The organism is Peribacillus sp. NJ4, assembly GCF_030348345.1.
Taxonomy (GTDB): Bacteria; Bacillota; Bacilli; order Bacillales; family DSM-1321; genus Peribacillus.
The window spans coordinates 941320-967296 of record NZ_JAUCFQ010000001.1; the positions used below are offsets into that span (position 1 = coordinate 941320).

General features: G+C 37.4%; 28 protein-coding genes and 2 pseudogenes. 26 read left to right on the forward strand and 4 right to left on the reverse strand.

Features of this window, described 5'->3' with window-relative positions:
- Positions 1-147: 147 nt before the first annotated feature.
- A pseudogene (locus tag QUF94_RS04730) lies at positions 148-261 on the reverse strand (YjcZ family sporulation protein); the annotation flags it as partial.
- 301 nt (positions 262-562) lie between these two features.
- On the opposite strand from QUF94_RS04730, the gene QUF94_RS04735 reads away from it, so the two are divergent.
- The 7 genes from QUF94_RS04735 (at position 563) to QUF94_RS04765 (ending at position 9082) form a co-directional block, all read left to right on the forward strand.
- Positions 563-2383, forward strand: a complete 1821-nt coding sequence (locus QUF94_RS04735) for a GMC family oxidoreductase (protein ID WP_289314823.1) — start codon at positions 563-565, stop codon at positions 2381-2383.
- Between the two features lie 354 nt (positions 2384-2737).
- Positions 2738-3247: a DinB family protein gene (locus tag QUF94_RS04740; protein WP_289314824.1), complete on the forward strand. Its 510-nt coding sequence runs from the start codon at positions 2738-2740 to the stop codon at positions 3245-3247.
- A gap of 440 nt (positions 3248-3687) precedes the next feature.
- Complete coding sequence (locus QUF94_RS04745; RefSeq protein ID WP_089364937.1) at positions 3688-4128, forward strand: SRPBCC family protein; 441 nt, start codon at positions 3688-3690, stop codon at positions 4126-4128.
- Between the two features lie 365 nt (positions 4129-4493).
- Positions 4494-5768 carry an IS110 family RNA-guided transposase gene (locus QUF94_RS04750; RefSeq protein ID WP_289314825.1) on the forward strand — a complete coding sequence of 425 codons (1275 nt, stop codon included), beginning with the start codon at positions 4494-4496 and terminating at the stop codon, positions 5766-5768.
- Between the two features lie 683 nt (positions 5769-6451).
- Positions 6452-6991, forward strand: a complete 540-nt coding sequence (locus QUF94_RS04755) for a sigma-70 family RNA polymerase sigma factor (protein WP_289314826.1) — start codon at positions 6452-6454, stop codon at positions 6989-6991.
- Positions 6984-8399: a DUF4179 domain-containing protein gene (locus tag QUF94_RS04760; RefSeq protein ID WP_289314827.1), complete on the forward strand. Its 1416-nt coding sequence runs from the start codon at positions 6984-6986 to the stop codon at positions 8397-8399. The genes QUF94_RS04755 and QUF94_RS04760 overlap by 8 nt, the downstream gene beginning before the upstream one ends.
- A 395-nt stretch (positions 8400-8794) precedes the next feature.
- A complete protein-coding gene (locus QUF94_RS04765; RefSeq protein ID WP_283896594.1) occupies positions 8795-9082 on the forward strand; it encodes a hypothetical protein in 288 nt (95 codons plus the stop codon).
- Between the two features lie 205 nt (positions 9083-9287).
- Here QUF94_RS04765 and QUF94_RS04770 read toward each other — a convergent pair whose 3' ends face one another.
- Positions 9288-9566, reverse strand: coding sequence for a hypothetical protein (locus QUF94_RS04770; protein WP_289314828.1), 279 nt, complete (start codon positions 9564-9566; stop codon positions 9288-9290).
- A gap of 5 nt (positions 9567-9571) precedes the next feature.
- A complete protein-coding gene (locus QUF94_RS04775; RefSeq protein WP_289314829.1) occupies positions 9572-10519 on the reverse strand; it encodes an IS110 family RNA-guided transposase in 948 nt (315 codons plus the stop codon).
- A gap of 377 nt (positions 10520-10896) precedes the next feature.
- Between QUF94_RS04775 and QUF94_RS04780 the strand changes: the two genes are divergently transcribed.
- From QUF94_RS04780 to QUF94_RS04805, 6 genes and pseudogenes are all read left to right on the forward strand, one after another.
- A complete protein-coding gene (locus QUF94_RS04780; protein WP_289314830.1) occupies positions 10897-11337 on the forward strand; it encodes a GNAT family N-acetyltransferase in 441 nt (146 codons plus the stop codon).
- A gap of 72 nt (positions 11338-11409) precedes the next feature.
- Entirely contained in the window at positions 11410-11952 is a 543-nt protein-coding gene (locus QUF94_RS04785) for a PepSY-associated TM helix domain-containing protein (RefSeq protein ID WP_289314831.1), read from the forward strand.
- Between the two features lie 185 nt (positions 11953-12137).
- On the forward strand, positions 12138-13217 hold the full coding sequence (locus QUF94_RS04790; RefSeq protein WP_289318287.1) for a DUF3626 domain-containing protein: 1080 nt from the start codon (positions 12138-12140) through the stop codon (positions 13215-13217).
- A gap of 134 nt (positions 13218-13351) precedes the next feature.
- The gene (locus QUF94_RS04795) at positions 13352-13759 is read left to right on the forward strand and encodes a GNAT family N-acetyltransferase (protein ID WP_289314832.1); all 408 of its coding nucleotides are present in this window, start codon (positions 13352-13354) and stop codon (positions 13757-13759) included.
- A 95-nt stretch (positions 13760-13854) separates the two neighbouring features.
- Positions 13855-14119 (forward strand): annotated as a pseudogene (locus QUF94_RS04800) (IS110 family transposase); the annotation flags it as partial.
- A 41-nt stretch (positions 14120-14160) separates the two neighbouring features.
- On the forward strand, positions 14161-15432 hold the full coding sequence (locus QUF94_RS04805; protein ID WP_289314833.1) for an MFS transporter: 1272 nt from the start codon (positions 14161-14163) through the stop codon (positions 15430-15432).
- Positions 15433-15670: 238 nt separating this feature from the next.
- Here the strand turns inward: QUF94_RS04805 and QUF94_RS04810 are convergent, their stop codons facing one another.
- Positions 15671-16141, reverse strand: coding sequence for a hypothetical protein (locus tag QUF94_RS04810; protein ID WP_289314834.1), 471 nt, complete (start codon positions 16139-16141; stop codon positions 15671-15673).
- A 289-nt stretch (positions 16142-16430) separates the two neighbouring features.
- On the opposite strand from QUF94_RS04810, the gene QUF94_RS04815 reads away from it, so the two are divergent.
- The 13 genes from QUF94_RS04815 (at position 16431) to QUF94_RS04875 (ending at position 25792) form a co-directional block, all read left to right on the forward strand.
- Complete coding sequence (locus QUF94_RS04815) at positions 16431-16913, forward strand: DUF2975 domain-containing protein (RefSeq protein ID WP_289314835.1); 483 nt, start codon at positions 16431-16433, stop codon at positions 16911-16913.
- Between the two features lie 15 nt (positions 16914-16928).
- The gene (locus QUF94_RS04820; protein ID WP_289314836.1) at positions 16929-17150 is read left to right on the forward strand and encodes a helix-turn-helix domain-containing protein; all 222 of its coding nucleotides are present in this window, start codon (positions 16929-16931) and stop codon (positions 17148-17150) included.
- A gap of 95 nt (positions 17151-17245) precedes the next feature.
- Positions 17246-18037, forward strand: coding sequence for a DUF817 domain-containing protein (locus QUF94_RS04825; RefSeq protein ID WP_289314837.1), 792 nt, complete (start codon positions 17246-17248; stop codon positions 18035-18037).
- A gap of 390 nt (positions 18038-18427) precedes the next feature.
- Entirely contained in the window at positions 18428-19402 is a 975-nt protein-coding gene (locus QUF94_RS04830; protein ID WP_137020318.1) for a sugar-binding transcriptional regulator, read from the forward strand.
- Between the two features lie 74 nt (positions 19403-19476).
- The gene (locus QUF94_RS04835; protein WP_289314838.1) at positions 19477-19899 is read left to right on the forward strand and encodes a transcriptional regulator GutM; all 423 of its coding nucleotides are present in this window, start codon (positions 19477-19479) and stop codon (positions 19897-19899) included.
- Positions 19900-19919: 20 nt separating this feature from the next.
- Positions 19920-20465, forward strand: a complete 546-nt coding sequence (gene srlA / locus QUF94_RS04840) for a PTS glucitol/sorbitol transporter subunit IIC (protein WP_289314839.1) — start codon at positions 19920-19922, stop codon at positions 20463-20465.
- Between the two features lie 13 nt (positions 20466-20478).
- The gene (gene srlE, locus QUF94_RS04845) at positions 20479-21504 is read left to right on the forward strand and encodes a PTS glucitol/sorbitol transporter subunit IIB (protein ID WP_289314840.1); all 1026 of its coding nucleotides are present in this window, start codon (positions 20479-20481) and stop codon (positions 21502-21504) included.
- Positions 21505-21560: 56 nt separating this feature from the next.
- A complete protein-coding gene (locus QUF94_RS04850; protein WP_289314841.1) occupies positions 21561-21926 on the forward strand; it encodes a PTS glucitol/sorbitol transporter subunit IIA in 366 nt (121 codons plus the stop codon).
- A gap of 172 nt (positions 21927-22098) precedes the next feature.
- Entirely contained in the window at positions 22099-22899 is an 801-nt protein-coding gene (locus tag QUF94_RS04855; RefSeq protein WP_289314842.1) for an SDR family oxidoreductase, read from the forward strand.
- 288 nt (positions 22900-23187) lie between these two features.
- Entirely contained in the window at positions 23188-23469 is a 282-nt protein-coding gene (locus QUF94_RS04860; RefSeq protein ID WP_289314843.1) for a colicin immunity domain-containing protein, read from the forward strand.
- A 187-nt stretch (positions 23470-23656) separates the two neighbouring features.
- Positions 23657-24340: a hypothetical protein gene (locus QUF94_RS04865; protein ID WP_289314844.1), complete on the forward strand. Its 684-nt coding sequence runs from the start codon at positions 23657-23659 to the stop codon at positions 24338-24340.
- A 155-nt stretch (positions 24341-24495) separates the two neighbouring features.
- Entirely contained in the window at positions 24496-24759 is a 264-nt protein-coding gene (locus QUF94_RS04870) for a CPCC family cysteine-rich protein (RefSeq protein WP_289318288.1), read from the forward strand.
- Between the two features lie 274 nt (positions 24760-25033).
- A complete protein-coding gene (locus tag QUF94_RS04875) occupies positions 25034-25792 on the forward strand; it encodes a carbon-nitrogen hydrolase family protein (protein ID WP_289314845.1) in 759 nt (252 codons plus the stop codon).
- Positions 25793-25977 lie beyond the last annotated feature (185 nt).

The following is a 25977-nucleotide window of genomic DNA, read 5'->3' on the forward strand; positions in this document are numbered from 1 at the left end:
CTGGACCATAATTAGAGTCCTCAAAATAGCTATCATTCCCTAGAAATAGGAATCAAATTTGAAGAAGCCGACCAATAAAGGTCGGCTTTTTTCATACTATTTTTAACAACAGGCGCCATATCCGTAACCGCCGCCGTAGCCGTCGCAGCCACCAACAAAGCTAGCTCCAACAATGATTAAGAGTATAAACAAGACGACTATAAAGGCGAAACCTCCACCAAATCCAAAACCGTCATCACAACTTGATTCACAACGTGACATATAGAAACATCTCCTTTTTGTTTTTAAGGAGGAAATTAATTAAATGGGTAATATCACCTTATGCTCTAATTAGGAAAATGACACAATAGTCTCCATCTCTGTTCATAGGATAAAATGTTGGAGGTACCTCTTATTGAGCTAACGGGTGCGTTAGCTGAAGATCGGAGCTGTCTTAAGGCAGCTTTTTCTTTATGCAACTAACGGGGCAGTTTAGTTAAAGAAAAAAAGGCAATAAAAACTAATCTTGTCCAAACCAATTAAAGTAAAATTGCATCTCCTAATATAGAAGGAGATGATAATGATGTCAGAAGATATGGATGAAAAATCTGGTTCTGATAAATTCAATATTTTTGATTATATCGTGATTGGTGCCGGAACTGCCGGAGGGGTAATCGCCAAAAAATTAACGGATGATAAACATACCTCTGTACTTGTCCTTGAAGCAGGAACAAATATGACGAATGAGCTAAGTAACCCTAGCGTTCTGGCTGCCATTAATACAACCCGCGGTAACAGGTTTAGCTTTAATGTTACTTCTGAACTAGAGTCAACTATTGCACGTACACTTATTGCAACAAATGGTCGCGCCATAGGGGGAAGCTCAGAAATTAGTGACATGTACGCCGTACGTGGGAGTAAAGAGTTGTATAACCAGTGGGCAAGTCTTGTTGGTAATCAATGGAGTTATGACAAGATTAGCTCCTTATTTGTAAAAAATGAAACCTATACAGGATCGACACAAGACCCTAATGAACGAGGAACACAAGGGCCGATCTTTATTAGGCAACAGAGTATTCCCCCTAATGGATTGATCAATTCGTTAGTTCAAGCAACAAACACTGTATTGGGAACGCCGATTGCTGTGGACTATAATACCGGCATAAGGGATTGTACATTTTATAAAACGCAAATTATTCAAAAAGAGGTTAGCCCCGGTCAATTTGTCCGATCCTCAACGGCAACAGGTTATTTAAATGACCATATTGTCAGTCAAGGAAACCAGTTCCATCCAGATGAATTTGGAGTTGGTGGAAGAAAATTGGTTATTTTAGCTAAAACAACTGTTAACAAAATCTTATTTAAGAAAAAAGATGGATTGAACATTGCGGTTGGTGTTGAATTTGTCAAGGATGGTGTTTCACATAGAAGGTTTGCAAGAAAAGGAATTATCGTCTCTGCAGGATTTTTTTCCTCAGTCATTCTACAACGTTCAGGAATCGGTAAATCGGATGATTTGGCTAAAGCAGGTATACCAACATTGATAGAGAGTCCAAATGTGGGTCACAATCTTCAAACTCAGGGTTATGTTGGATTGGGGGTTGAGATAGATACCTCCCGAATTATTCCAATATTTTTTGCTGATCCCAACTTTCCACTTATCTTAGGTGCTTTCCAAGCAGAGAATCCAATGAATCTACTAGAAGGTCGTCGTCTCCAACTGATAGGGGCTCCTATCCCATTTTTTATCCCTGCTCCAGATGTGATCAGCAATGGTTGGAGTTTAGATTTAACTTTCCAAACCACTCCAAGTATCATGAGTTTTGGTATTGTAGACGTGAATACAAAAAGCAGGGGTACAGTGCTAGTGGAACATAGCGATCCAGAGGCTTATCCATCTCTTAACTTCAATCCGTTGGAAGATCCCAATGACCTAACGTATATGGTCGATCAATATAAGAGAATTTATAATATTATTGTAGAGGCTAGAGATCCACTGAAATACCCAAATAACGGCATCGGGAAAGTTGTATATCCTCCCGAGAGTATATTCCAGCTACCTGACAACGATCCTAACAAACAACAGCAGCTTGAAAATTATGTCAAAGCCTCTTACACAAACTTTTCTATAGGCGGGCAGTGTCGGATGGGACAGACGATTCAAGAAGGGGTTGTCGATGGATTCCTCAATGTGTTTGGTACCAAAAATCTTAAGGTTGCCGATCTGTCCATTTCGCCTATTTTTCCGGATGGTCAGCCGTCCGCCGCTGCTCAGATGATCGGACTAAATGCGGTACGGTTTATTCGAGAGGACTCTTCCCCATGTGTGGTGGATGATGATGATTTTAAGGATTACGAAGAAAGTGAATCAGAGGATTATGAAGAAAGTGAATCAGAAGATTGAAACAGGGGAAAAATTTTGAATTATAGACTCGAAGAGAGGTTGACTTTTATTTATGTAGAAAATATCGTAATCATCTTCAACTAACGGGTGCTTTAGCTTAGAATCAGAGCTGTCTTTAAGGCAGCTCTTTCTTTATGCAACTAAAGGGGCAGGTTAGTGGAATAAAAAGTGAACTAATCCATTATTATCTGTATTATGTTAACTGCATAAATCAGTTGTACAGAGATAATAAAGTTGATTAATTTGCAATTATTTTGCGGTAATGAAATTAAATATCAAATAAAGGAAATTTCTTCTTGAAAGTCGAATATTAGCCTAGAACCATAATTAACTATTCCGATGAGGAGGATTCTTGTGCGTCCACGACCATTATCTATTGAAAATCCAGAGTATGATAGGTATGTTAGTCTTGTGCCAGATGGAGATATTGAGGAAATACTTAGTAAGCAACGAACTAAGACCATTACCCTCTTGAGCAGCATATCAGAGGAGTCAGCAAGGAAGGCGTACGCACCAGGGAAATGGACTTTAAAAGAAGTGATTGGGCATCTGGCCGACGTGGAACGTGTGATGTCGTATCGAATGCTTGCCATTGCACGAAATGAAAGTGCACCACTCCCAGCAATGGATCAGGATCAATACGTTTCTGCGGCAAACTTCAACAAATTATCCTGGGAGCAGCTACTAGCTGGTTTAGACACGGTACGCTCCAACACGTTAAGTCTTATTTCAACCATTGATGATGCAGCGTGGGATCGTAATGGAACTGTAATGAACAACCCAGTTTCGATAGGTACCTTTGCATATGGCATTGTCGGGCACGAGTTACACCATATGAAAGTGATTAGTGATAAATACTTATAAGTCTTTTTCTATTAATGAAAAAACCTAATTTCTCATTTAATGCTGAGAAATTAGGTTTTTTAATATTGAAACTTCCTTAACGTTGTAAATCCGCATTTTCCTGAGGCTACTGTACAGAGATAATAAAGTTGTTTAATTTACAATAAAGTCATTAAAAAATAATAATGTTGTTTAAAAATCCTTATGTCACTAACGGGGCAGGTTAGTTCCATAAGGAATACTGTTAATTGACATTAAAGTCGTTTAAAAACGTCAGTCCTGTTATTCCATTAAAGGGCCGGATTGTGGAGGATTGGAAAATTTTGATTCTACAAATAATTGGGGGATTGGAAGAAGGAAAGCTATGTATAATTAGTGATGTAAGTTTATGCTTTTTATGTAATAATTATTTTGTAGAAATGTAAAGTTACAATTCATACATAGTGAAGGTGGGGATCATAATGGCAACGGGAACGCATACTGTAGTAGTTCCAGTAGATGTACAGGCAGTTTGGGATTATGTCAGTGATCTCGAAAAATGGGCAACGACAGTACCAGCCTATAAAGAACATGAAATCATAAATGACAAGCAATCTATTTGGACATTTGAAGGTAGTGTGAAAGGTATTAAAAAAACAATACAAGCGCAGGTAGATATTACCGAATGGAATGAACCTTCAAATATTAAGTTTGAACTAAAAGGTTTATCAGATAATTTTACAGGAAGCGGTCACTTTACTGCAGAAGATGTTAATGGTGAAACAATAATGACTTGTACGGTGGAAATCCATGCAGGCGGATTATCTGGTGCGGTGTTAACACCAATTATTAAATGGGCTGTTCCAAAAGTAGCCTCTCGTTTAACAGAATCTATCGCACGTAAAATTGCAGTATTCTCATAGTTTTCAAAGATTGAAAGCCAATTCATTTTGGAGATACCTTCTCTGAAGTATAGATGGTAACATTCTGAAGTGACCAATATAATGATATCGAGCTCTACTAGAAATTTTATAATTAGCGGAAAGGGGGCTGTCCAAAAAGGATGGCCTCTTTTTTTCAATATTCCAGAATCGCTTTTCTTAATGAACTAACGGGTGCGTTAGCTGAGGATCAGAGCTGTCTTTAAGACAGCTTTTTCTTATGCAACTATCGGGGCAGGTTAGCATTCCTGTAGTTCGTTATTTTCAACTTTGAAAAAAATAGGGCTCCTCAGTAAGATATGAGTAAGACACCACTCTAACTCAAAACCTTAGGAGGAAACCCTAATATGAAGTTTAAAATGCAAGATAAACAAAATCAACTAATAGAAAGAATTTCCGATAATCACCTTGTTGTTGGAGTGGATATTGCCCAACAATTACATGTGGCTAGAGCAGTGAATTTCCGTGGAATTGTAGTCGGAGATCCACTTGCATTTGAAAATAATGAAGATGGATTTGCTAGTTTATTAAAATGGATGGATAAGCTTCAAAGATTAAATAAACTGGAGGCAGCCATCGTGGGAATGGAGCCTACAGGCCATTACTGGATTAATCTTTCAAAATGGCTATTTAAACAAGGAATTGAGGTAGTAACAGTAAACCCTCACTTAGTAAAAAGGAATAAAGAAAACCGTGATAATACTCAGTCCAAAAGTGATAAGAAAGATGCCCTGGTCATCGCTGATATGGTGAAGAACGGTTACTACGCCTTTGTCAGGAACACTTCAGAATCATTTGAAATACTTAGGGTCCTTATGTCTAACCGTGATGTGGTAGTTAAACGACTCGTTAGCACTATTAATCAATTAAACCGTTGGGTGGATATTGTCTTTCCCGAACTCAGGCAAGTATTTAAAGACATTACTGGTAAAGGGGCGATCGCCACACTTCGTTTATTTCCATCTCCAATGGAACTGCGTTCCCTGAAACCTCATGATGTTGTTTCAGGATGGAAATCAATAATGAAGAGGCAGCCTGGATTAAAGAAAGCTCAATTACTTCTTCAGTTAGCTAGGAAATCTGTCGGCACAAGACAAGCACTTGAAGCGTATAAATTTCATTTGGAACAATTATTAGAGGAGTATGATCTCGCAGTCTTACAACTCGAAAGAGTGGAACAAGAGGTTAAGGATGTATTAAAACAAATACCTTTTGCCAAGAAGCTTCTTGCCATTAAGGGAATTAGTGAAATTTCATTAGCCGGAATATTAGGTGAAGCAGGAGATCTAAGTGGTTTTTCACACGGTAATTCTTTACTTCGGCACGCTGGGTTGCATCTGGCTGAAGCAAGCTCTGGAAAGTGGAAAGGCCAAATGGTCATCTCTAAGCGAGGAAGATCCAGGCTAAGGCGTTTCCTTTACTTAGCCACCATGAGCCTTGTGATGAATAACATGGAATTTCGAGCCATTCACTCCCATAATGTTAAGGTGAAAAAAATGAAGAAAATGAAATCGATTATGAAATTGGTAGGTAAGCTAGCCAGGATATTTGTTGGAATAGCACGCAGAAACGAGTCTTATTGTGCAGATAAAGTTCAACCTATAACTGAACTGGTTGCGTAGTTTTAAAGGGGGATTTTTTAATAGGGTTCTCGAAGGGAACCTTCAACAACTAATTTTCATAGACTTTTTCTTTTTACGAATGTTGGCTTATTCGTAGGATTTCAAATATGTACGGAGTACCAGATTTCTTGAACAAAAGGGCACCGACCCATCAGGTTAGCATAACTGGCCTTCACCCCTTGGATAGGCATGACGAAGGAATGATAGGGCAATTGACCCGTTGAGACATGGGAGGGAAAGCCTCCAGGGCGGCGTGGAGAATGTACATTATATGGTAAAATATGGAGTATTGTACAACTCCTTTATTTCACTATGCCTTCACGAAATCTTCATGTCCTGAAATCACTCCCTTTACCCGTGAACTTAAATTCAAAGGTGATGAAATCCTGCGAATAAGCGAGTATTTGTGAGAAAATCGTATTAAACTGAGGGAGTTCAATAAGCGATTTTGTAGAATAAAGTGTAAACTCACAACACCTTTGAGTTGCAGAATACACTCAACAAATTCAAAAGCTATCAAAAAAAAGCAACAGTTTAAATAAGCAGAAATCGCAAAGTGGTTTCTGTTTATTTTTTTAAACTTAGGTTTTTATTTGCATGTTATGCTTTTTCTAAAAATACTTTAACTTTTTGAAACTTTTTCTGAAGATATATTCCACTAATAGTTGAAGGAGTTGAGAGAGATGGAGTTTGAGAATGATAAGATGGTTAAAAAAGCAATCAGGGGCAATAAAAAAGCTTTTGAACAACTCATAAAGCAGCACTATGAACGAATCTACCGGACTGCTTATCTTTATGTACATAACGAAGAGGATGCATTAGATGTCGTTCAAGAGGCAACGTATCAGGCTTTTACGAGTATTCATTCGTTAAAGCATCCGGAATATTTTATGACTTGGCTTACAAAAATCATTATCCGCTGTGCTGGCCAAATCCTTAAGAAAAGAAATAATATTGTGCGGCTAACAGACGAAGTATTGTCTAATTTAACGGTAACCTATCATTCAGGTCATGACGAAGCAATAGATCTATTAAATGCGATCGGACAGTTAAAAGGGAATTATCGAACCGCCATTATTTTGTTTTACTACTATGATTATTCTATTAAAACCATTAGTGAAATCATGGAGATCCCCGAAGGGACTGTAAAAACTTATTTAAGCAGGGGGAAAGCCGAATTAAAAAAGTCCTATAAAGAAGAGGAGGGCAAATGCAATGGATAACAAAGAAGTAAAAAGTGCTATTGAAAAAATAGTTGTACCAAAAGAAAAAGTGTTTAGCGCTATTGATAAAGGCTTAAAAATGTCAGGGCAAGGTAGGAAAATAAAGAAAAAGAAAGTTCTTGCAGGTTCAGCTGCTGCAGCTGCTCTTCTTGGAATCACCATTGCTTCTGGATTTGTTAATCCTACAATGAATAAAGTATTGGCTAATACCCCTTTAATAGGCGGGATTTTTCAAGAATTTAATGATTCAATGGGCGTTGAACTTGCGAATCAAGATGCAGTTACAGAATTAAATCAATCCTTAACTAAAAATGGAGTGACTGTAAAACTCACCAGCGCTTATTTTGATGGCAATGTGGTATCAATTACAGGATTTGTAGATGAAGATGTTGAAAAAGGGCATAACGAAAAAGGGGAAGTAAGCTTTGATATGAATTTTGAACACAACAAAGGGGATAATGACCCTTGGTTGAATGGAAAGTCGACAGACATTAGGAAGGTCAAGGGGGGATACAATTTCCAATGGAAAATGGAATATCCATATGAATCATTTAAGGAGAATTCTACTCTCCCCATAACTATTCATAATATTAACGGGATAAAAGGTGAATGGAATTTTGATATCCCAATTCAGCAAGAAAAAAACAGTACACTTGTTATTGATCAGGAGCAAGGATACCCAGATGATGAGGTCAAAATCCGTATTAAAGAGATCCTCACCGCAAGGGCGTCATCTTCGCTTATTTATGAGACGGTGGAAAAATACAAAGATGATGAAATTTATATACTAAAAGCAATTGATAATAAAGGAAAGGTATATAGGTTTGGAAACGGAACATCTCTAGAGGGGGCAGCACTAGAGGATGGATATCATAATACTGCTCGAACAAAAATGACCAAGCTGAACTCAAATACTACTTCACTTACTTTTTATCCGCAGCTATCTGTTGCAGACCCAAAAGTACAACAGCTATTGGACAAAAAATCGTTTGCGTTAAAAAGCAAACGGCTCAATTTAGGCCTTCAGGTAAATGATATAACCAAAAAGGGTAGTAAACTAGTAATCGATTATCAATTTACAGGGCTCTCCAAGGAATTGAGTAAACACCAGCTTGATTTATTTGAAAATAATTTGAAATATGAATTATTGTTGGTAGATAAGGAATATTTAGGGGAAATAGATCCTGAAAATCCAGTACCACCTAAAAATCATAGCATTCGCATGAATAAAGTGAAAACTATCGATAAAAAAGCAGCGCACTTCCAATCTACATTCGATTTAAATGGGGAAGAAAAAATTATGAACTTTAAGTTGGAAAATACAATTTTGCAATTTAATTTTTCAAGCTTTTTCCCAGCTAAGGAATTACAACCATTTACTGTTGTACTTCCAGTGGGGAATGAATAAACAATTAAAGTAGATCATTTTAGGGACCATATAGTTGATGAGTGGGATTCTACTAGTGCATTGAATAATTAGTAATATCGGGGCGATGACTTATGTAAGTCACCGTCTTTTTTTTATTAGTTAGAAGTTTGTGAAATATTGTACTTAAACTATAGGGTGCGTTAGCTGAAGATCGGAGCTGTCTTTAATGCAGCTTTTTCTTATGGAACTATCGGGGCAGGTTAGTTGAAGAGTGCTGTTGATCTTTATTCAACAATTGGGCCATTTTGTTAAAGATACTTCTTAAAGATTCTTGGAAATTTATGTTAAAATCAGGGGGGTATACATTAATCTAAATCAGCATAGCTACACATATATAAGAGTATTGTGAAATTTAGAGAGGGGAGTAACAAAAGATGGCATTTGCCGTAGGGTATGGAATTGCATTTATAGGAGTACTTGTAGCTTATCAACTTAGCAAAGGCAAGTCGAAAAAAAGAAAATGTATTGTTTGGGGCATCGCTCTTATGTTGGCAATTTCACCATTCTTATCTTTTGCGATTGGTTTATCATACGCATTTATTGTTGAGGATCCTTGGGCAGCTTTGGTTATGTGGTACTTGTTCCCAATCGGTTTCATCATAGGACTTATTATGCTACTGGTAGGCATATTTAAGAAAAAAGAAATAGAGAATGTCATGTAACTTCTTCAACTAAAGGGCGCGATTCTTAAAGAAATTTCGCTTTTCTTAATGAACTAACAGGTGCGTTAGCTGAAGATCGGAGCTGTCTTTAAGGCAGCTCCTTTTTGTATGAAAACACAATAGTAAAAAAGCCATGCTAAAATAAACCCTCCAAATTCTCATTTTTTTTGATGGGCGTAAATGTGCTATGTCGTTATTTAACTGGTTATGCAGGTTGTTGTTCAGATGGAGCGATTGTATAGCCTTTCTTTTTTAGGTATTCGATCATTTTTAATTCTTTGTTATTTTGTTTTTCTTCAAGGTAATTTGAGCCTAGTTCATGATAAGGTTCTCCTGTTTTTAAGATGTTGTAAGTAATCGTTAATAGTAAATGGGCAGAAGCGATTCGTCCCTTCATTTTTCCTTGCCGTTTGGTAATCCTTTTTCGATGTGAAGCAATTCGATTATTTTGCCTTGATGTCGCTAATACACATTCTACGGCCATCGTTTTTAAAGCTTTATTTCCTTGTGTGGTTTTACTCGTTTTTTTTTACCTGCACTTTCGTAATTTCCAGGACTCACACCAGCCCAAGAGGCAAGATGTTTAGCTGACTTAAATACGGACATATCAACACCCATCTCCGCAATAAAAGTAGCTGCCGCAGCTTTGTTCACACCAGGTATACCATCCAATAATTCTACTTCCTTACGATAAGGGGACAGGAGTTGATCAATTTGTTTTTCTAATTCTTCTATGGTTTCTTCTAAATAACCCATATGCTCCCAATGGTAACGCAACATATCACGATGATGACGGCGAATACGACCATTAATTGCATTGGCAATGTCAGTAATACTTGCTTTTGTTCGCCAATCCACCATTTTTCGAAGACCATCGGTCTCTATTCTTTCACCATTTAGAATCGCTTCAAGGATACGGCGTCCCGATACACCAAAAATGTCTGATAGAACGGATGTTAGCTTGATATTAGCATCTTGAAGAATTTTGTGAATGCGATTCTGCTCTGAGGTGCGATGATGAATCAATTTTTTTCGATAACGAGTAAGATCTCGTAAATCACGAATATCCTCTGGTGGGACAAAATTGCTTTCAATAAGTCCGCATCTTAGAAGCTTGGCAAGCCATTCGGCATCTTTCACATCAGTTTTACGCCCTGGAACATTTTTGACATGCCTGGCATTGGCAAGAACAAGGTGAAAAGATCCTTCGAGTATATTCCATATTGGTTTCCAGTAGACTCCGGTACTTTCCATCACAACATCGGATACCTGAAGGGTAGCTAGCCAATCACTTAAAGCCAACAGTCCCGTTGTTGTAGTTGAAAAAGTTTCAATAGAGGTTTTTGGCTTTTTTTCTAATGGACCCAATAATACGCAGGCTACTACTGTTTCTTGGTGTACATCTAGGCCAGCACACCGTTCAATCATTGCTTCCATAGGAGAATCACCTCAATAAAAGATTAACAATACATATGACAGGAGATTTGTTGCAAAAATTTTTGTATACGTACTAGCAGTACACTAAATGGTTCTTCAATACTGTCACAACCAGTTTCTTATACAGGGTATCTTCCTTAAGATCCACCAAAAAAGGTTCAGCCTGGTTGTATTGTTATCACCATTATTGTCAACGGTTTAATGGGTTAGACTTTATTTTGGGGTAATTAGCAGGGTTTCGTGATAGATGGTGGCGGCGAGGATCGCCGCCATAGAAGTTTCTTATGTAACTAAAGGGTCAGGTCAGTTCAACAAAGATAAGATATAATTTGGATTAATATACAAAATTTTAATGAAAATAGAAAGGAAGCATGAATATGACAGAAATGTTACCACTGACATCGGAGAATTTAGAGCCATGTATCGAACTCTACATGAACGTTTTTAATAGTGAACCATGGAATGAAAGTTGGACATACGAGACTGCTAAAGAAAGACTTGCTGACTTATTGAATACTCCTAGGTTTCTTGGTTTTTTATTCCATGTCGATCACAATCCAGTAGGTTTTATTGCTGGAAATAGTAAGGTGTCTTATCAAGGTTTAACTTTTTATTTGGCGGAACTTTGTGTAAATAATCAATTGCAAGGTAAGGGATACGGCTCAAAAATGCTTCATTCTTTAGAAGATGAACTACAGAAGAGAGGGATTAAAAGTTTATATTTATTAACTGCTAACGACGGGCTTGCAGAAGCATTTTATCGAAAGAATGATTATGTTGTAAATGAACATAGGATAGTTATGAAGAAAAGTTTATAATTGTGCGAATTTTAGGGTTTTACTTCAAATTGAAAAATGTTGTGAAAAGTTGCCAAGGAGTGTGAAGGAACTATGTCGAAATCTGTAAAGTTGTATCAATTTAGCCGAAAAGTACATAAATGGTCAGGATTAATTTTATCTGTTTTTTTTATGTTCATCGCAGTCACAGGCCTCGTGCTTGTTTATATGATACCACTCGGAGTGGCTGATGAGTTAAGGACGGGGAAAGAGTCGAGTCCAGATCAAGCGATACCAATGGAGAAGGTCGTGTCGATTGCTGCTTCCCAGGGACTTCCAGGTACAGACTCGGTTGATGATATATTTAGAATTGAATATAGACCAAGTGCAAATGTTTACCAGGTTCGCTTTAATAACAGTCAAGGTGTTCAAATCGATGCAAGTACGGGAAAAGTTTTATCCACGAACCCGGATTACTCAACTTTCCTCATTACTTTGCATGATGGATCCTTCTTTGGCAATTGGTATAGATACACGATCCTCACAATGACAGGTTTAGCCTTAATACTGCTGTCATTTTCAGGGTATTATATGTTTGGCTTTCCTCTTTATAAGCGTCTGATGGCGAAAAGAAAAACAAGAGATTCGGAGATTTAGCCAGGGGTCTTGGGGAAGAGCAAGCATCTTTAAGTTCCAAGTGCATAGTGTCTCTATAAAGTGAATATTTTTATAGTTATGGAGATATTGCTGCTTAACGGAGCAGTTAATTGAAAATAAGGGAAAAACAACTTTTCATTGAATTAATTAGGATCAATTGAATGAAAGGAGAGACTCGTCTATTCATGGGTTTATCAAGGGCACAACAATTTGCTTTAAAGCATTTTACAAAGTATGCAAGGAACCATAAACATGAAGCTAAAGCAACAATTAATCACATATTAAAAATGTCCAATATCTCGGAAAAGGTATTTGAAAATGCTGTTGTTAATTTAAAGGCTCATGCAAATATTTGTCTGCATTTTCACCCAGATAGACCAGATTCGACTATGAAAAGCGTTGCTGAAGCAATGCTTGAGCAGGGAATATATAAGAGCCAGTTTGAAACATTTTTATCGAATGGCAGCGTATCCGCATACTCTGGCGGTAATCGCGACATTTGGGAGAAGAGAATTTTTGGAGGAGCATATCAACTGGAGGGCACAACCAATAACCAACGGCCAAAATATGGGGCGCTAAATTTGATGTTACACCCTGATGGGCCTGCTCCACGGTTTGGATCATGCTATTTTGTTCTTTCCCCTGAGGTCTCTTATCGTTCCACCTACACGTATTTGGATTCGCATCAAGACCCAAAAGAAAAGGGCACTTATGAAGAGTTTGACATCATTTTGGCTGCACTCTTGGAAGAAGCGTTCTTAAGGGATTTTGCAATCGGTGAAAGAAATCTGACGCCAGCAAGATTAATCAATCATTTACTGGTTAACCTAGAAAGCCCGTTTATGGATCCAGCAAACAAAGAGCCAAGCCGCAATCTTAACCACTATCTTGAAGCCCAAGTTCATGGGGACATATCACTTAAAGAAGACGTGGAAGTGCTTGTTGCAGATCCTTCATTCAAGGACAATCATGTAGGGAGAACAATGGAACAAATATGCCTTAAGTATTCTATTGATCTTTATTGGCACAAGGGCTCTGTACTTATGGTAGACCAGGTCCCTGCGGATTTTAGAGGCCCATCAATGACTTCCTTGGCAAAACGAATTGCACATAATAATTTAATCGATGCGAACATAATTGGATCTGCTGTAATGGACTTGAAACGCAATCCAGGGTCTTGGAGCGATCGCGGAACGTATCCAGAGGTACTTCAGGAATTAAAACTATTGTGGCATATTTTGGTGAAATATGGGAAGGGAATTTAAAATTGACCTAAAGGGTTTGAGTCGAACATGGAGTTGCTTAGGCAACCTTTTTCTTAACCAACTATCGGGGCAGGCAGTGGAAGATACATGTTGATATTAACTTGTAAGTTACAAAAATCCAGGGAGGTGCTATTATGGGAAAACCTATACATTATACAATGGAACCCCCTGAAAATTTCAAGCAAGTACTAACCTTATATGAATCTTTAGGATGGAATTCACTTAAATTAACAGTTAATGAATTGAAACAAATGTGCAATCAAAGCTGGTATGCAATTTATGCTTTTGATGAACAGCAGTTAGTGGGTATGGGACGTGTTATTTCAGATGGTGTGATTACTGGAGTTATATGTGGAGTTTGTGTACTATCGAGCTATCAGTCCAAAGGAATCGGTAAAGAAATATTGAATCGAATAATTGAACATTGTGAGCAAAATCGAGTAATTCCTCAACTTATGTGTGTAGAAAGTTTGGAATCATATTATGAAAATTTAGGATTTGAGAAGTTTACCATTGGTATGACAAAGAATATAATTCGATGAATTTAAAGGTTGGTCTAATAATCGGGGTGCTTTACTTCAATAAGCGAGGTTGCTCGGCAGCCTTTTTTCTTATTGAACTAAAGAAAGGTTAGCTTAATGAAGATGGATTTGCTAGTTTATTAAAATGGATGGATAAGATTCAAAGATTAAATAAACTGGAGGTAGCCATTGTAGGAATGGAACCTAAAATCCATTAATGGATAATCTCTCGAAGTGGCTATTTAAACAAGGAATTGAGGTAGTGACGGTAAACCTCACTTAGTAAAAAGGAATAAAGAAAACAGTGATGATTCTCAGTCGAAAAGTGATAAGAAAGAGGCCCTGGTCATCGCTGATATGGTGAAGAACGGTTACTACACCGGAGAAATTACAGAATGATATATGAATTGAGGTCTTAACAAATGTCTAGTAAAACATATCAATTGAACCAGAGTTATGTAGATTCTCAAGAAAAACAAAAAATGTTATACAAACGTACATTGATTATTATAAGTATTTCACAAATTTTTGGTGGTGCTGGGTTAGCAGCTGGAGTTACGGTGGGGGCACTTCTTGCACAACAAATGCTTGGCACAGATGCATTTGCTGGACTTCCTTCGGGTTTATTTACTTTAGGGTCTGCAGGGGCTGCTTTAATCGTAGGGAGACTTTCTCAACGTTACGGTCGTCGTACAGGTCTAACAGCTGGCTTTATGGTAGGTGGACTTGGAGCGATAGGAGTCATAACTGCAGCCATAATAAATAGCATTTTCCTTTTATTCGCTTCCCTGCTCATTTATGGTGCAGGAACAGCGACAAATTTACAAGCTCGTTACGCTGGTACGGACTTAGCAAACAATAAACAGCGAGCTACTGCTATTAGTATTACTATGGTATTTACAACATTTGGTGCAGTTGCAGGTCCGAATTTAGTGAATGTAATGGGGGATTTTGCTCTTTCTATTGGCGTTCCATCACTTGCTGGTCCTTTCATTTTATCAGCTGCAGCATTTATCTTAGCAGGTCTTGTACTTTTCATCATGCTTCGCCCAGACCCATTGGTTATAGCAAGAACAATAGAAGTGTCCAACCAAGAAAGTAATCGAATAGAACATTCGACAGATACTGATAAAACAGAAAACAAAAGAGGCATTATTGTTGGTGCAACAATCATGGTTCTTACTCAAATTGTCATGGTGGCTATTATGACAATGACACCAGTTCATATGAGACATCATGGACATGACTTGGGTGAAATAGGTCTTGTTATTGGCTTTCATATAGGTGCAATGTTTCTCCCATCACTGGTTACAGGTTTCCTTGTTGATAAGTTTGGTCGTACTGCTATGGCTATTGCTTCTGGAGTTACGTTGCTTCTGGCAGGTTTAATATCAGCGATTGCACCAGGTGATTCTATGATTCTCCTAGTTATTGCTCTTTCTTTACTTGGATTAGGATGGAATTTTGGTTTAATAAGTGGGACTGCTCTCATTGTTGATTCAACTGGAACTTCAACTCGGGCTAAAACTCAAGGTGCAGTGGATGTTTTAATTGCATTATCAGGTGCTGCTGGTGGAGCCTTTTCTGGAATGATTGTGGCCGGTTCAAGTTATACAACATTATCATTTATTGGAGGGTTATTATCTTTATTATTGATTCCTGTAGTTATCTGGTCTCGGGGAAGTGAAAAATAAAATAACCAATTTCTCTATGAAATCGTTTTTTTGTTGAACTAACAGGTGTTTTACTTCGATAAGGAAGGTTGCTGCGGCAGCCTTTTTCTTATGGCGCTAACGGGGCAAGAAGCACAAGTTATTTTAAGTTATGGAGCTTTCTTTGTAATGAGTATGCTTTTCTTCCTTTTTTTAAAGGCTATGTTAAAGTTCTTGGGTGATTTTACTCCTATAATTCTCTTTGCCCCTTAGGGCTACATCACTGAATTAAGATATTTCCTACATATTGGGCAGTACCTCTTGAACTTGTGAATACAACTTCTAAAACATAACTCCCTTTGTTATTGGGGATTTGAAATTCCCTATTTTCATGCAATTCGAGTTCAATTCGTTGTTCATCTTTCAGTAGGGCAACTGTTATTTTTTGGTCAGTCCAAATGTCTCCACCATTTCTTACGTTCTCTTGAAAATCCAAGGAAACTTTTTCGTTGGCAGTAACCTTCATTTGTTCTTGTGATAATCCTAATTCTTGAATATCATCTATTTTTTGATCTACATCTCCACTTGATGAACTCCAACTGATATTTCCTTCTGTTAATTGTAAAGTTGTAGCAAGGTCTTCTGAATATAAATGAGCAGTTGGAACACCAACATCATAATCTTCTCCTATGCATCCTGTTGATGTAAATATTAAGAACATTCCTATAAAAAATCTAAAAAAACGTTTCATTTCATCCCCCCGTATTCTTTTGCAATACAAACCTTATTTAACAATCCTGAACCGTTAGTTGTAGTGGAAATCTTCATAATTTCATATATATTTTAACATAAATTACCATTTTATTCTTTGCTTATATATTTTTTTAAAATCAACCTTCATCTTTAACATAGCCTTTTTTTAAAATGAAAGGGATAATTACGTAACAATAATAATATAATAAAAGACAATAATACTTTATTGTAAAACGATAAAACGTATGTTAAAGTCAAATTAATAATAAATAAGTGAGGTGCTTTTTATGAAACGGGGAACAACACTCTTTTTAAAGATAGCTGTTATTCTTATTGGAATTCCAGTTCTTGCTTTGTGCATATTTTTGGTGCCTGAGATAGCGAATTTTGCAGCAGAATTGTATCCGGATATTGCTTATATGAAATATCTCGTTTTAATCGATTTGTATGCATCGGCGATACCTTTTTACTTTGCTCTGTATCAAGCTTTTAAACTTTTAAGCTATATTGACAAGAACAAAGCTTTCTCGGAATTATCTGTTAGAGCTTTAAAGATTATCAAATATTGTGCAATCACAATCAGTATCTTGTATGTCGCAGGCATGCCACTCTTTTATCTCATTGCGGAGATGGACGACGCCCCAGGTATCATATTAATCGGAATGGTCGTTATTTTTGCTTCAATGGTGGTTGCTGTCTTTGCTGCCGTTCTTCAAAGGCTTTTAAAAGAAGCCATAGATATAAAAGCGGAAAATGATTTAATAGTCTGATCTGAGGTGAATAATATGGCAATTATAATCAATATTGATGTGATGCTGGCTAAAAGGAAAATGAGCGTTACAGAACTTTCTGAGAGGGTTGGAATCACGATGGCTAATCTTTCCATATTGAAAAATGGCAAGGCAAAAGCGATTCGATTATCAACTTTAGAGGCGATTTGTAAGGCTTTAGAATGTCAACCCGGAGATATTTTAGAATACCGAAATGATGAAGGCACAAAAGATTAATAAAGTGGGGAAATGCAACATTGAAAGGAAAAGAAAGATTTTTAAAAAGGGGAGTTACTCATGAATTTAACGATTCAAAAATGGGGGCACCAATCATGAGAGCACTAAAACAACTCGTTCGTTTTGGTTGGGAGCAGGCCCTATCATGTTTGTTTCCTGTCGTTATTTTTGCCTCTTTGGCTTTTACAAAAATCATGCCGCTTCCCTTCCTGCCACGGTATGACTGGCTGCTCATCATCTGTCTTCTGATGCAGTGGTGGATGGTGCGTTCTGGACTTGAAACACGGGATGAGCTAAAGGTTATCACATTGTTCCACCTTATTGGACTTGCTCTTGAACTTTTCAAGGTACATATGGGCTCCTGGTCTTATCCAGAGGAAGGCTATTTCAAAATTTTTGGAGTGCCTTTGTATAGCGGATTCATGTACGCAAGTGTAGCGAGTTATCTTTGCCAGGCGTGGAGGAGGCTTAAGGTTGAACTGGTTAAGTGGCCACCGTTTTTGGTAGTTGTACCTCTTGCAGCTGCGATTTATTTGAATTTTTTCACCCACCATTATTGGATTGACGTTCGTTGGTGGTTATCTGGACTTGTAATTATCGTCTTTTGGCAATCATGGGTCACATACGAGGTTGATGGAACTCGTTACCGAATGCCACTCGCGCTTTCTTTTGTGCTCATCGGATTTTTTATATGGATAGCCGAAAATATCGCAACATTCTTTGGAGCGTGGGAATATCCAAACCAAACCGATGCATGGAGTCTGGTTCATCTAGGAAAGGTGAGTTCATGGCTCTTATTAGTGATTGTTAGCTTTCTTATAGTAGCGACGTTAAAACAGGTTAAGGGAAAAAGTTCCACTAGGATAGATACCAGTCAATTTTTATAACTGTTAAGATCCCTCATAAAAAAAGTAAAATCCTTAGAATAGTAAGGAACTCGACTATTTTTAGGTTGAAGTTCTCCTGACCTTCAAAATTCCGAAATGGATAAATTGGAAAAGGCAACGTTCGAGTTGTTGCTTTTCTCTTTATAAATACTTTTGATAATACCGTCTTAATGGATAATAGAAATGAAGCAGCCCGATCCAATGGAGCTGCTTCATTTTTTTGGGGCTTTTATGAGTCCACACCAAGCACAAATGACATAATTTTTTAAAAATTTGCACAAGTGGTATTTTTTTGTTGACGTAGCTATTTTTGTAAGCGTATACTAAATTCAATAAAGCACAAATGATTAGGGTTGCACAAATGTGCATATTTAAAAAGGAAGTGACGAAATGGATAAAAGAGAAGAAAAAAGACTCTTAGTTAAAATTGCGCAAATGTACTATGAAGAAGATATGACGCAAGGCGCCATTTCAAAAGAATTAGGTATATACCGAACATCCGTCAGCAGACTTTTAAAAAAAGCAAGGGAAGATGGGGTAGTTAAAATTACTGTCAGCAGCGATATTGATGGAGCTTTTGAATTGGAACGTCAATTGGAAAAGTTGTTTGGCTTAAAAGAAGTAATTATTGTTCCTGAAAAAAGAGACAGTACCGAACTGGATAAAAAGAAAGTGGTAGCGATGGCCGGGGCTGAATTACTAAAACGGATTATTAAAGACGGTGATGTCGTAGGCTGTGCCTGGGGAAGCACAATGGCCAGTCTGATTGGTGAATTTACCAACGCCGGAAAAAAAGACGCTCATTTTGTCCCTTTAGTAGGCGGGCCTGGACCTATGGATACGAAGCATCACGTCAATAGAATTGTTTATAATATTGCAGAAGATTTTGGAGGAACTTCTTATTTTATTGATGCTGCGGCAGTAGTGGAAAAAAAAGAGACAAAGGATGACATTGTTCAATCTCACTACTTCACTAAAATAACGGAGCTTTGGGACAACTTAACAATTGCAGTAGTAGGGATTGGGAACCCAAACCAATCATCTAATTTAGTCTGGGCCGGCTTTTGCGGCAATCGGGAAATTGAAGATTTAAATCAACAAGGTGCCATAGGTGATATCTGCTCACGATTTTATGATATAGATGGAAACCTGATTCAATCTGACTTATCTGATCGAACAATAGCCATTGAGCTGGAAAAACTAAAAAATATTCCATACTCAATCGGTATTGCAGAGTCTGTTGAAAAAGCTCCTTCCATTATTGGGGGATTAAGAGGAGGATACATCAACACTCTGATCACCACTGAGGAAACGGCAAATGAAATCATTGAAATCATTGAAGAAAATGGAACATCCTTATCTTAAGGAGTATTGATTAATTATCTGATTGTAACGGAAACAAGATGTAAGCTTCAGTTCATATGAAAAGAGGAATCAAAATGCTATGGTATGTCATTATATTAATTGGTTTTTCTTGGCTCCTTCAAAGCATTTTTGGATTTTTGCAAATCAAGCATTTCAATAAAAGGTATGCAGAGTTGAGAAAGCTTGGAAGGGTCGCGATTGGGAAAAGAACGGGACTTTTTAAATCTGGCACTGTCGTAATGTTTGCAATTGACCGAAAAAACAACATATTGAAAGCCGCCAAAATGCAGGGAGTAACCGTGCTTTCAAGAGTAAGGAACTTAAAAGGATTTGAAGGGAAAAATCTCTTACACCTCGGTGAAGAGGATCTTCATAAAGTAAATAAGTTAACAAGGTTAGCCATTGAGGATGCACTGAACAGCTATCATATTATCTCTAAAGGGGGTGAATTGAAGGTTAAGAAAGGCTGGATTGATTTACTCTTATCAAAAAAATAGGAATTATTGAGGTGAATTGAATGGATTGGCTTACAAATGCAGCAGATGGCTTTATGAATTTATTTAGAGCAGGTGCCGAAACTTTTGTCGATTTAGTAACAGGTATTGTTCCACTCCTTATCATGCTTTTAGTTGCAATGAATGCCCTTATACGGTTGGTTGGAGAAGAAAGAGTGGAACTGATCGCGAAGAAATCGAGTAAGAACCCACTTACAAGATATTTTGTCCTTCCGGTAATTGGAACGTTTGCTTTGGCAAATCCAATGACATTATCACTTGGGAAATTTTTGCCGGAAAAATACAAACCAAGCTATTATGCTGCTGCTTCTTATTCCTGCCACACGCATAACGGACTTTTTCCACACGTTAATCCAGGGGAGCTGTTCGTATTCTTGGGAATTGCTGCAGGAATTACAACACTGGGATTTGAAACAACAGAACTAGCCCTTCGTTACTTCTTGGTGGGGGTTTTCACAAACTTTTTAAGAGGTTGGGTAACAGATTTAACAACTTATTATGTATCTAAACAGCAAGGCGTTAAATTGAAAGAAACAGTGGATCTCTAAGGAGGGGAAAGGAATGACTCAAACGGTTACGAAGTACAAGTCAATTATCGTCAATGCAGGGCAAGGCGGATTTGGCGGGCCATTAGTGATTTCACCGACAGAAGAAAAAAATAAAGTGGTATATGTAACAGGCGGAACAAGACCGGATATTGCAGACACCATTGCAGAATTAACAGGCTGTGAATTAGTCGACGGTTTTAAAACGAGTGTACCCGAGGATGAAATGGCGTGTGTCATCATTGATTGTGGCGGAACGCTCCGATGTGGCTTATACCCCAAAAAAAGAATCATGACGATCAATATCATGCCTACTGGACAAAGTGGCCCGTTAGCAATGCACATTACCGAGGACATTTACGTTTCTGGAGTAAAGCCTCAAAACATTGAATTGCATGAAGGTGCTGCAACACCTCCAACATCCAATGTGAACAATGCTAACGGAAAAATTGAAAAAACAATTTCTAAACCTAAGTATAGCGCAGATAAAAAAATTAGTGAACAAAGAAAGCCTAAAGGCGTCATAGCACGCATTGGGATGGCGATGGGTTCCATCGTCAATGTCTTTTATCAGGCTGGCCGTGACACGATAGATACTGTCATTAAAACAATTTTACCGTTTATGGCTTTTGTGGCCATGTTAATCGGGGTGATTAAAGCATCTGGAATTGGGGATGTGTTCGCACAATATTTATCACCATTTGCAGGATCTTTGCCGGGCTTGCTCTTAATCTCTTTAATTTGCTCATTCCCATTATTATCACCATTCTTGGGACCGGGAGCTGTTATTTCACAGGTCATTGGGACATTAATTGGAGTGGAAATTGGAAAAGGAAATATCCCGCCGCACCTTGCATTGCCAGCTCTTTTCGCGATTAACTCACAGGCTGGAGCTGATTTTGTTCCAGTTGGGCTAGGTTTAGCAGAGGCAGAAGTGGAAACCATTGAAGTCGGAGTTCCTTCCGTTTTGTACGGACGTTTTTTAACCGGAGCACCAACCGTTTTTATTGCTTGGCTCGCAAGCTTCGGGTTGTATGAATAATTACTAGAATAGATTCTGAATGAATGATGTAAAGCAAAGAATTGGAGGAGTTTCTTGTGCAGACAGTTTATCAAACTAAAATTAACCAACTTGGTCCATCTGTCTCTGATTTTCTTGGAGAAAAAATGTTCATCCTATTCGGAGCAAATGCCCCGAGTGAATTAGCGGATTATTGCCTATTAATTGATGTAAATGAAATTAATGGAGAAATCGAAAAGGGTGACATTCTCATCTTAGGCAATCAGCAATATACCATTACCTCTGTAGGTGACGTGGTGAAAAAGAATTTAGGTTCACTTGGACATATCACGTTAAAATTCAATGGTTCTGAAACGGCAGAATTACCTGGCACTTTACATCTTGAAGAAAGAGATATTCAAATGCCGCAAGCAGGGACAACTCTTCAAATCTTGAAAAAATAAGCTTTTCAAAGATTTATATAGAATAATTGAATGCAAGAAGAGGGAAGTTCCCTCACCGGAAAATTGCATCAGTAAGACACAGCCAAAACAAGAAAAAAAATTTAGAGTTTGTTACTCATTTTTAAATTTCACCTATGATTCTCGACTCTATATATAATAAGGAGGAAAAAGAATGAATGAATCATGGCCTCAATTAGAAAATAAAGTGGCAATCGTTACGGGTGGTGCCTCTGGAATTGGCTCGAAAATTACAGCACATTTAGTAAAGAACGGTACAAAGGTGATTGTTTCCGATCTAAATGTAAATACTGGCGAACAAACTGATGGAACTTATCATATCCAATGCGACGTTACCAATAAAGAAAGCGTTGAAAAAATGGTCACTAAAGCCACCGAGTTATTTGGAACTGTAGATATTTTAGTTAATAATGCTGGTGTAAACCTACCACGTTTACTTGTTGATTTCCGTGGCGAAAAGCCGGAGTATGAGTTAAGTGAAAAGGACTTTGATTTCATGGTTGCCGTCAATCAAAAAGGACCTTACCTTTGTGCTCAGGCAGTTGCGAGAGTAATGGTGAAAAATAATAAAGGCGTTATCATTAATATTTCTTCCGAGGCAGGTATGGAAGGATCTTCCGGACAAAGTGTTTATTCGGCAACAAAAGGTGCTGTCAATGGCTTTACCCGTTCTTGGGCAAAAGAGCTGGGGAAATTCAACATCCGCGTAGTCGGTGTTGCGCCAGGGATCAATGAGCAAACAGGTTTAACAACAGACGCTTATAATGAAGCATTAGCTTACACACGTGGAGTGACAGTAGAAGGTCTTGGAACAGATTACAGCAAAACGATACCACTTGGACGACCTGGTAAATTGGATGAAATTGGTGAATTGGTCACTTATCTAGCTTCAGACCGTTCTAGTTATATTACAGGTACAACCGTTAATATTTCAGGTGGAAAATCCCGCGGATAAATAATGGCATCAACCACTGAGATCCCTTTCATCCCAATTATGAAAACGAGGGTGTTGGTTGGTATTAGTAAGTCTTTAATTAACAAACAGGTTTGTTCGTATTATAAGGTTAGCCAGTTTATTTTACTGGTTGACCTTTTTTTAATGGAACCTATTATATCAGTAGCCAAGGTAGGCTGTCTTTAAGGCAGCTTTTTCTTTATGCAATTAACGGGGAAGGATAGTTCATTAAGAAATGTTATAATATCACTAATTTACCTTTGGATTCTCTATTGAGAGGGGATAAAAATGTTCGTAAACAAATATAAGAATATAATGGTGGATTTTTTAGAGAGGAAGATTTCTGCAGATGAATTTCAAACTCGTTATATGAAAAATTTCATAAAGTGGAATGATAAGTTCGATGAGACGTTTTTTGAAATACTGAATGGGGTGTTTGAGACAGCAGATTGTTACTGGCACGAGTGTCTTCCTGGACAAGAGACTTCCTTTGAAATTTCTGAACAACAATTAAGAAATGATATAAATGAATCATTAATTAAATTAAATATATTGTTAGATAGCCGATAGCTCTTATTCAGCTAACGGGTGCGATACTTCAATAAGAGGTATCGTTTTTCTTATAGAACTAACTGGTGCGTTAGGTGAAGATCGGAGCTGTCGTTAAGGCAGCTTTTTATTTATGCAACTAAAGGGGCAGTTAGTTTAATAAGTTCAAATGATAAGATAAAAGAAATAATGATAGGGGCGATTCAAAATGGATAACTGGAGAAATAATACGATTTGGTTTGAACAAATACCAGATAATCTTCAATCTTACTTAAACTTAAAAGAAGATAAGTTTAATGAGATGCAGTTTGAAAACATTGAGTATTTAACTCTTTGGCATCATAAAAAGAATAAGCTGGGTAACTTTGATGGTATTCCTGAAAATCTCCTCTATCTAGAATTAAACTGGTCCAATATACAAGATTTCCTTGGGGTAGAAAAAATGAATAAATTAAAGCGTTTAGAATTACATTATTGTACTAAATTACAAAATGATTTGGGTTTGTCTGGATTAGCCAATACGTTAGAACATTTACATATTAATCAATCTAAGAAATTTGTACCAAATGACGAATTATTCTCTCTGAAAAATCTTCGGGTTCTGTGCCTTAATTCTTGCGGTCCTATTAAGAATTTGGATTTTTTAAATCAATTTCCTAATCTAATTGACTTTAGATTTGTTGATACTAATGTGTTAGATGGTGACCTATCACCAATTTTAGACCATCCAACAATCCGAAGTGTAGGCTTTCTGAATAAGAGACATTACAATATTAAAGATGATAAGATGGATGCTTTGTTAAAGGATAAAAATGGTGGGGAAGAATTTAAAACTGTTATCAAGTATGGAAAATATGAGACTTTTAGATATATTTATAACCTCAATTGTTAATGAACTACGGGTGAGTTAGCTCCATAAGAAGGCCGCCAATTGGTGGCCTCTTGAATGTACGATCAACTTATTTCTTCCTTAACCAACGGGGCAAGTTAATTGAAGAGTTATGTTTAACTATAAAAAAGAAAAACAAACAACTAAGAGGTGATTTCATGAAATATACTTGTCCTTGCTGTGGATATAAAACTTTAGATGAAGAACCTCCAGGAACGTATGATATTTGTGAAATCTGTTTTTGGGAAGATGATGGTTACCAATATGAACATCCAGATGAGGATGGTGCAAATTATGTTTCCTTTAGAGAAGCACAACAAAATTTTAAAAAATTCAGGGCTAAAGGTGAAAGAAGTTTGCGGTATGTAAGAAAGCCAAATAAGTCCGAAATAAAGGACCCAAATTGGAAACCGTTAGAGTGAGGGGGTACATATAGAAAAGCATAAACGAAGACCTGCTGATGAGAAATCTGAGCAATAACCTCAGCAAAATATAAGAGTGAATCAAAAGTTCCTTTTCGAACTAGAAAGATGAGTTAAAGGGTTTAAGAGTGCTTTACTTCAATAAGGAATGTTGATGCGGCAGCCTTTTCTTATGCAACTAAAGGGGCTGGATAGTTGAACAAGCAAATCAATGTCTATGCTACAATTATTACAAGCATAGCCATTAATATAAGTTGATGTTTGGGAGATCACTATGAGAAGAATAAAAATAGCTTTATTACACCTATTGCCTATCGCTGGTGATGTGGAGTATAACCAAAAACTAATTGAACAAGCCATTCATATAGCATCAAATAATAATGCGGAATGGATTATAACACCCGAACTATGTGTCAGCGGGCTTCAATTCAATCATAAGATTGGGACTGGATGGATTAACAGGCAACCTGATGCTTGGATGAGTAATTTGAGCCGTAAACTAAAGAATTTGAAAAGCACTGTATTTTTGGGTTGCCCTGAAAAAGGCAGTAACGGAGAGTTGTATAATTCTGTGTTTGTCATAGATAAAAAAGGTCATTTATTAGGTAAACAGAGAAAAATCAGTGTTATTGATGATTGGTCAGCTTCAGGTGATGTAATGGAGCCTATAAAAACAGACAATGTTGAGGTTGGTATCATGATTTGTGCAGACGCATATACCAAAGGTATTGCATACAACTTATTTGAAAAAGGAGCAGAAATATTAATTGCACCGTCTTCCTGGGGTCCCGGATTACATGGTCCAGAGGGAGAATGGGAACAAAGGTCATTAGAAACAGGACTGCCCGTAATTGTCTGTAATCGTACTGGTGAAGACGAAACTGTCCGTTTTTGGGATGCAGAAAGCATGATCATAAAAAATGGTGTACGCCTCCTAACACATAAATCGAAACAATCAGCTATACTTACCTTTGAATGGGATTTACAAAGCATGGAATTAATATCCCCTCATTTCGACATCCATTACATATAATGAGAACTTCACTTACTATATACATTACACTCTTGTTGAACTAAAGGGTGCTTTACTTCATAACCAGGAGCTGATCAGCAGCTCCTTTTCTTATGGCGCGAAAGGGTCAGTTTGGAACTTACAACTACCTAATTTTTAAGGTCCGTCAAAGAATGAAAACCATAAAAATACTCCCCATAGCAGCA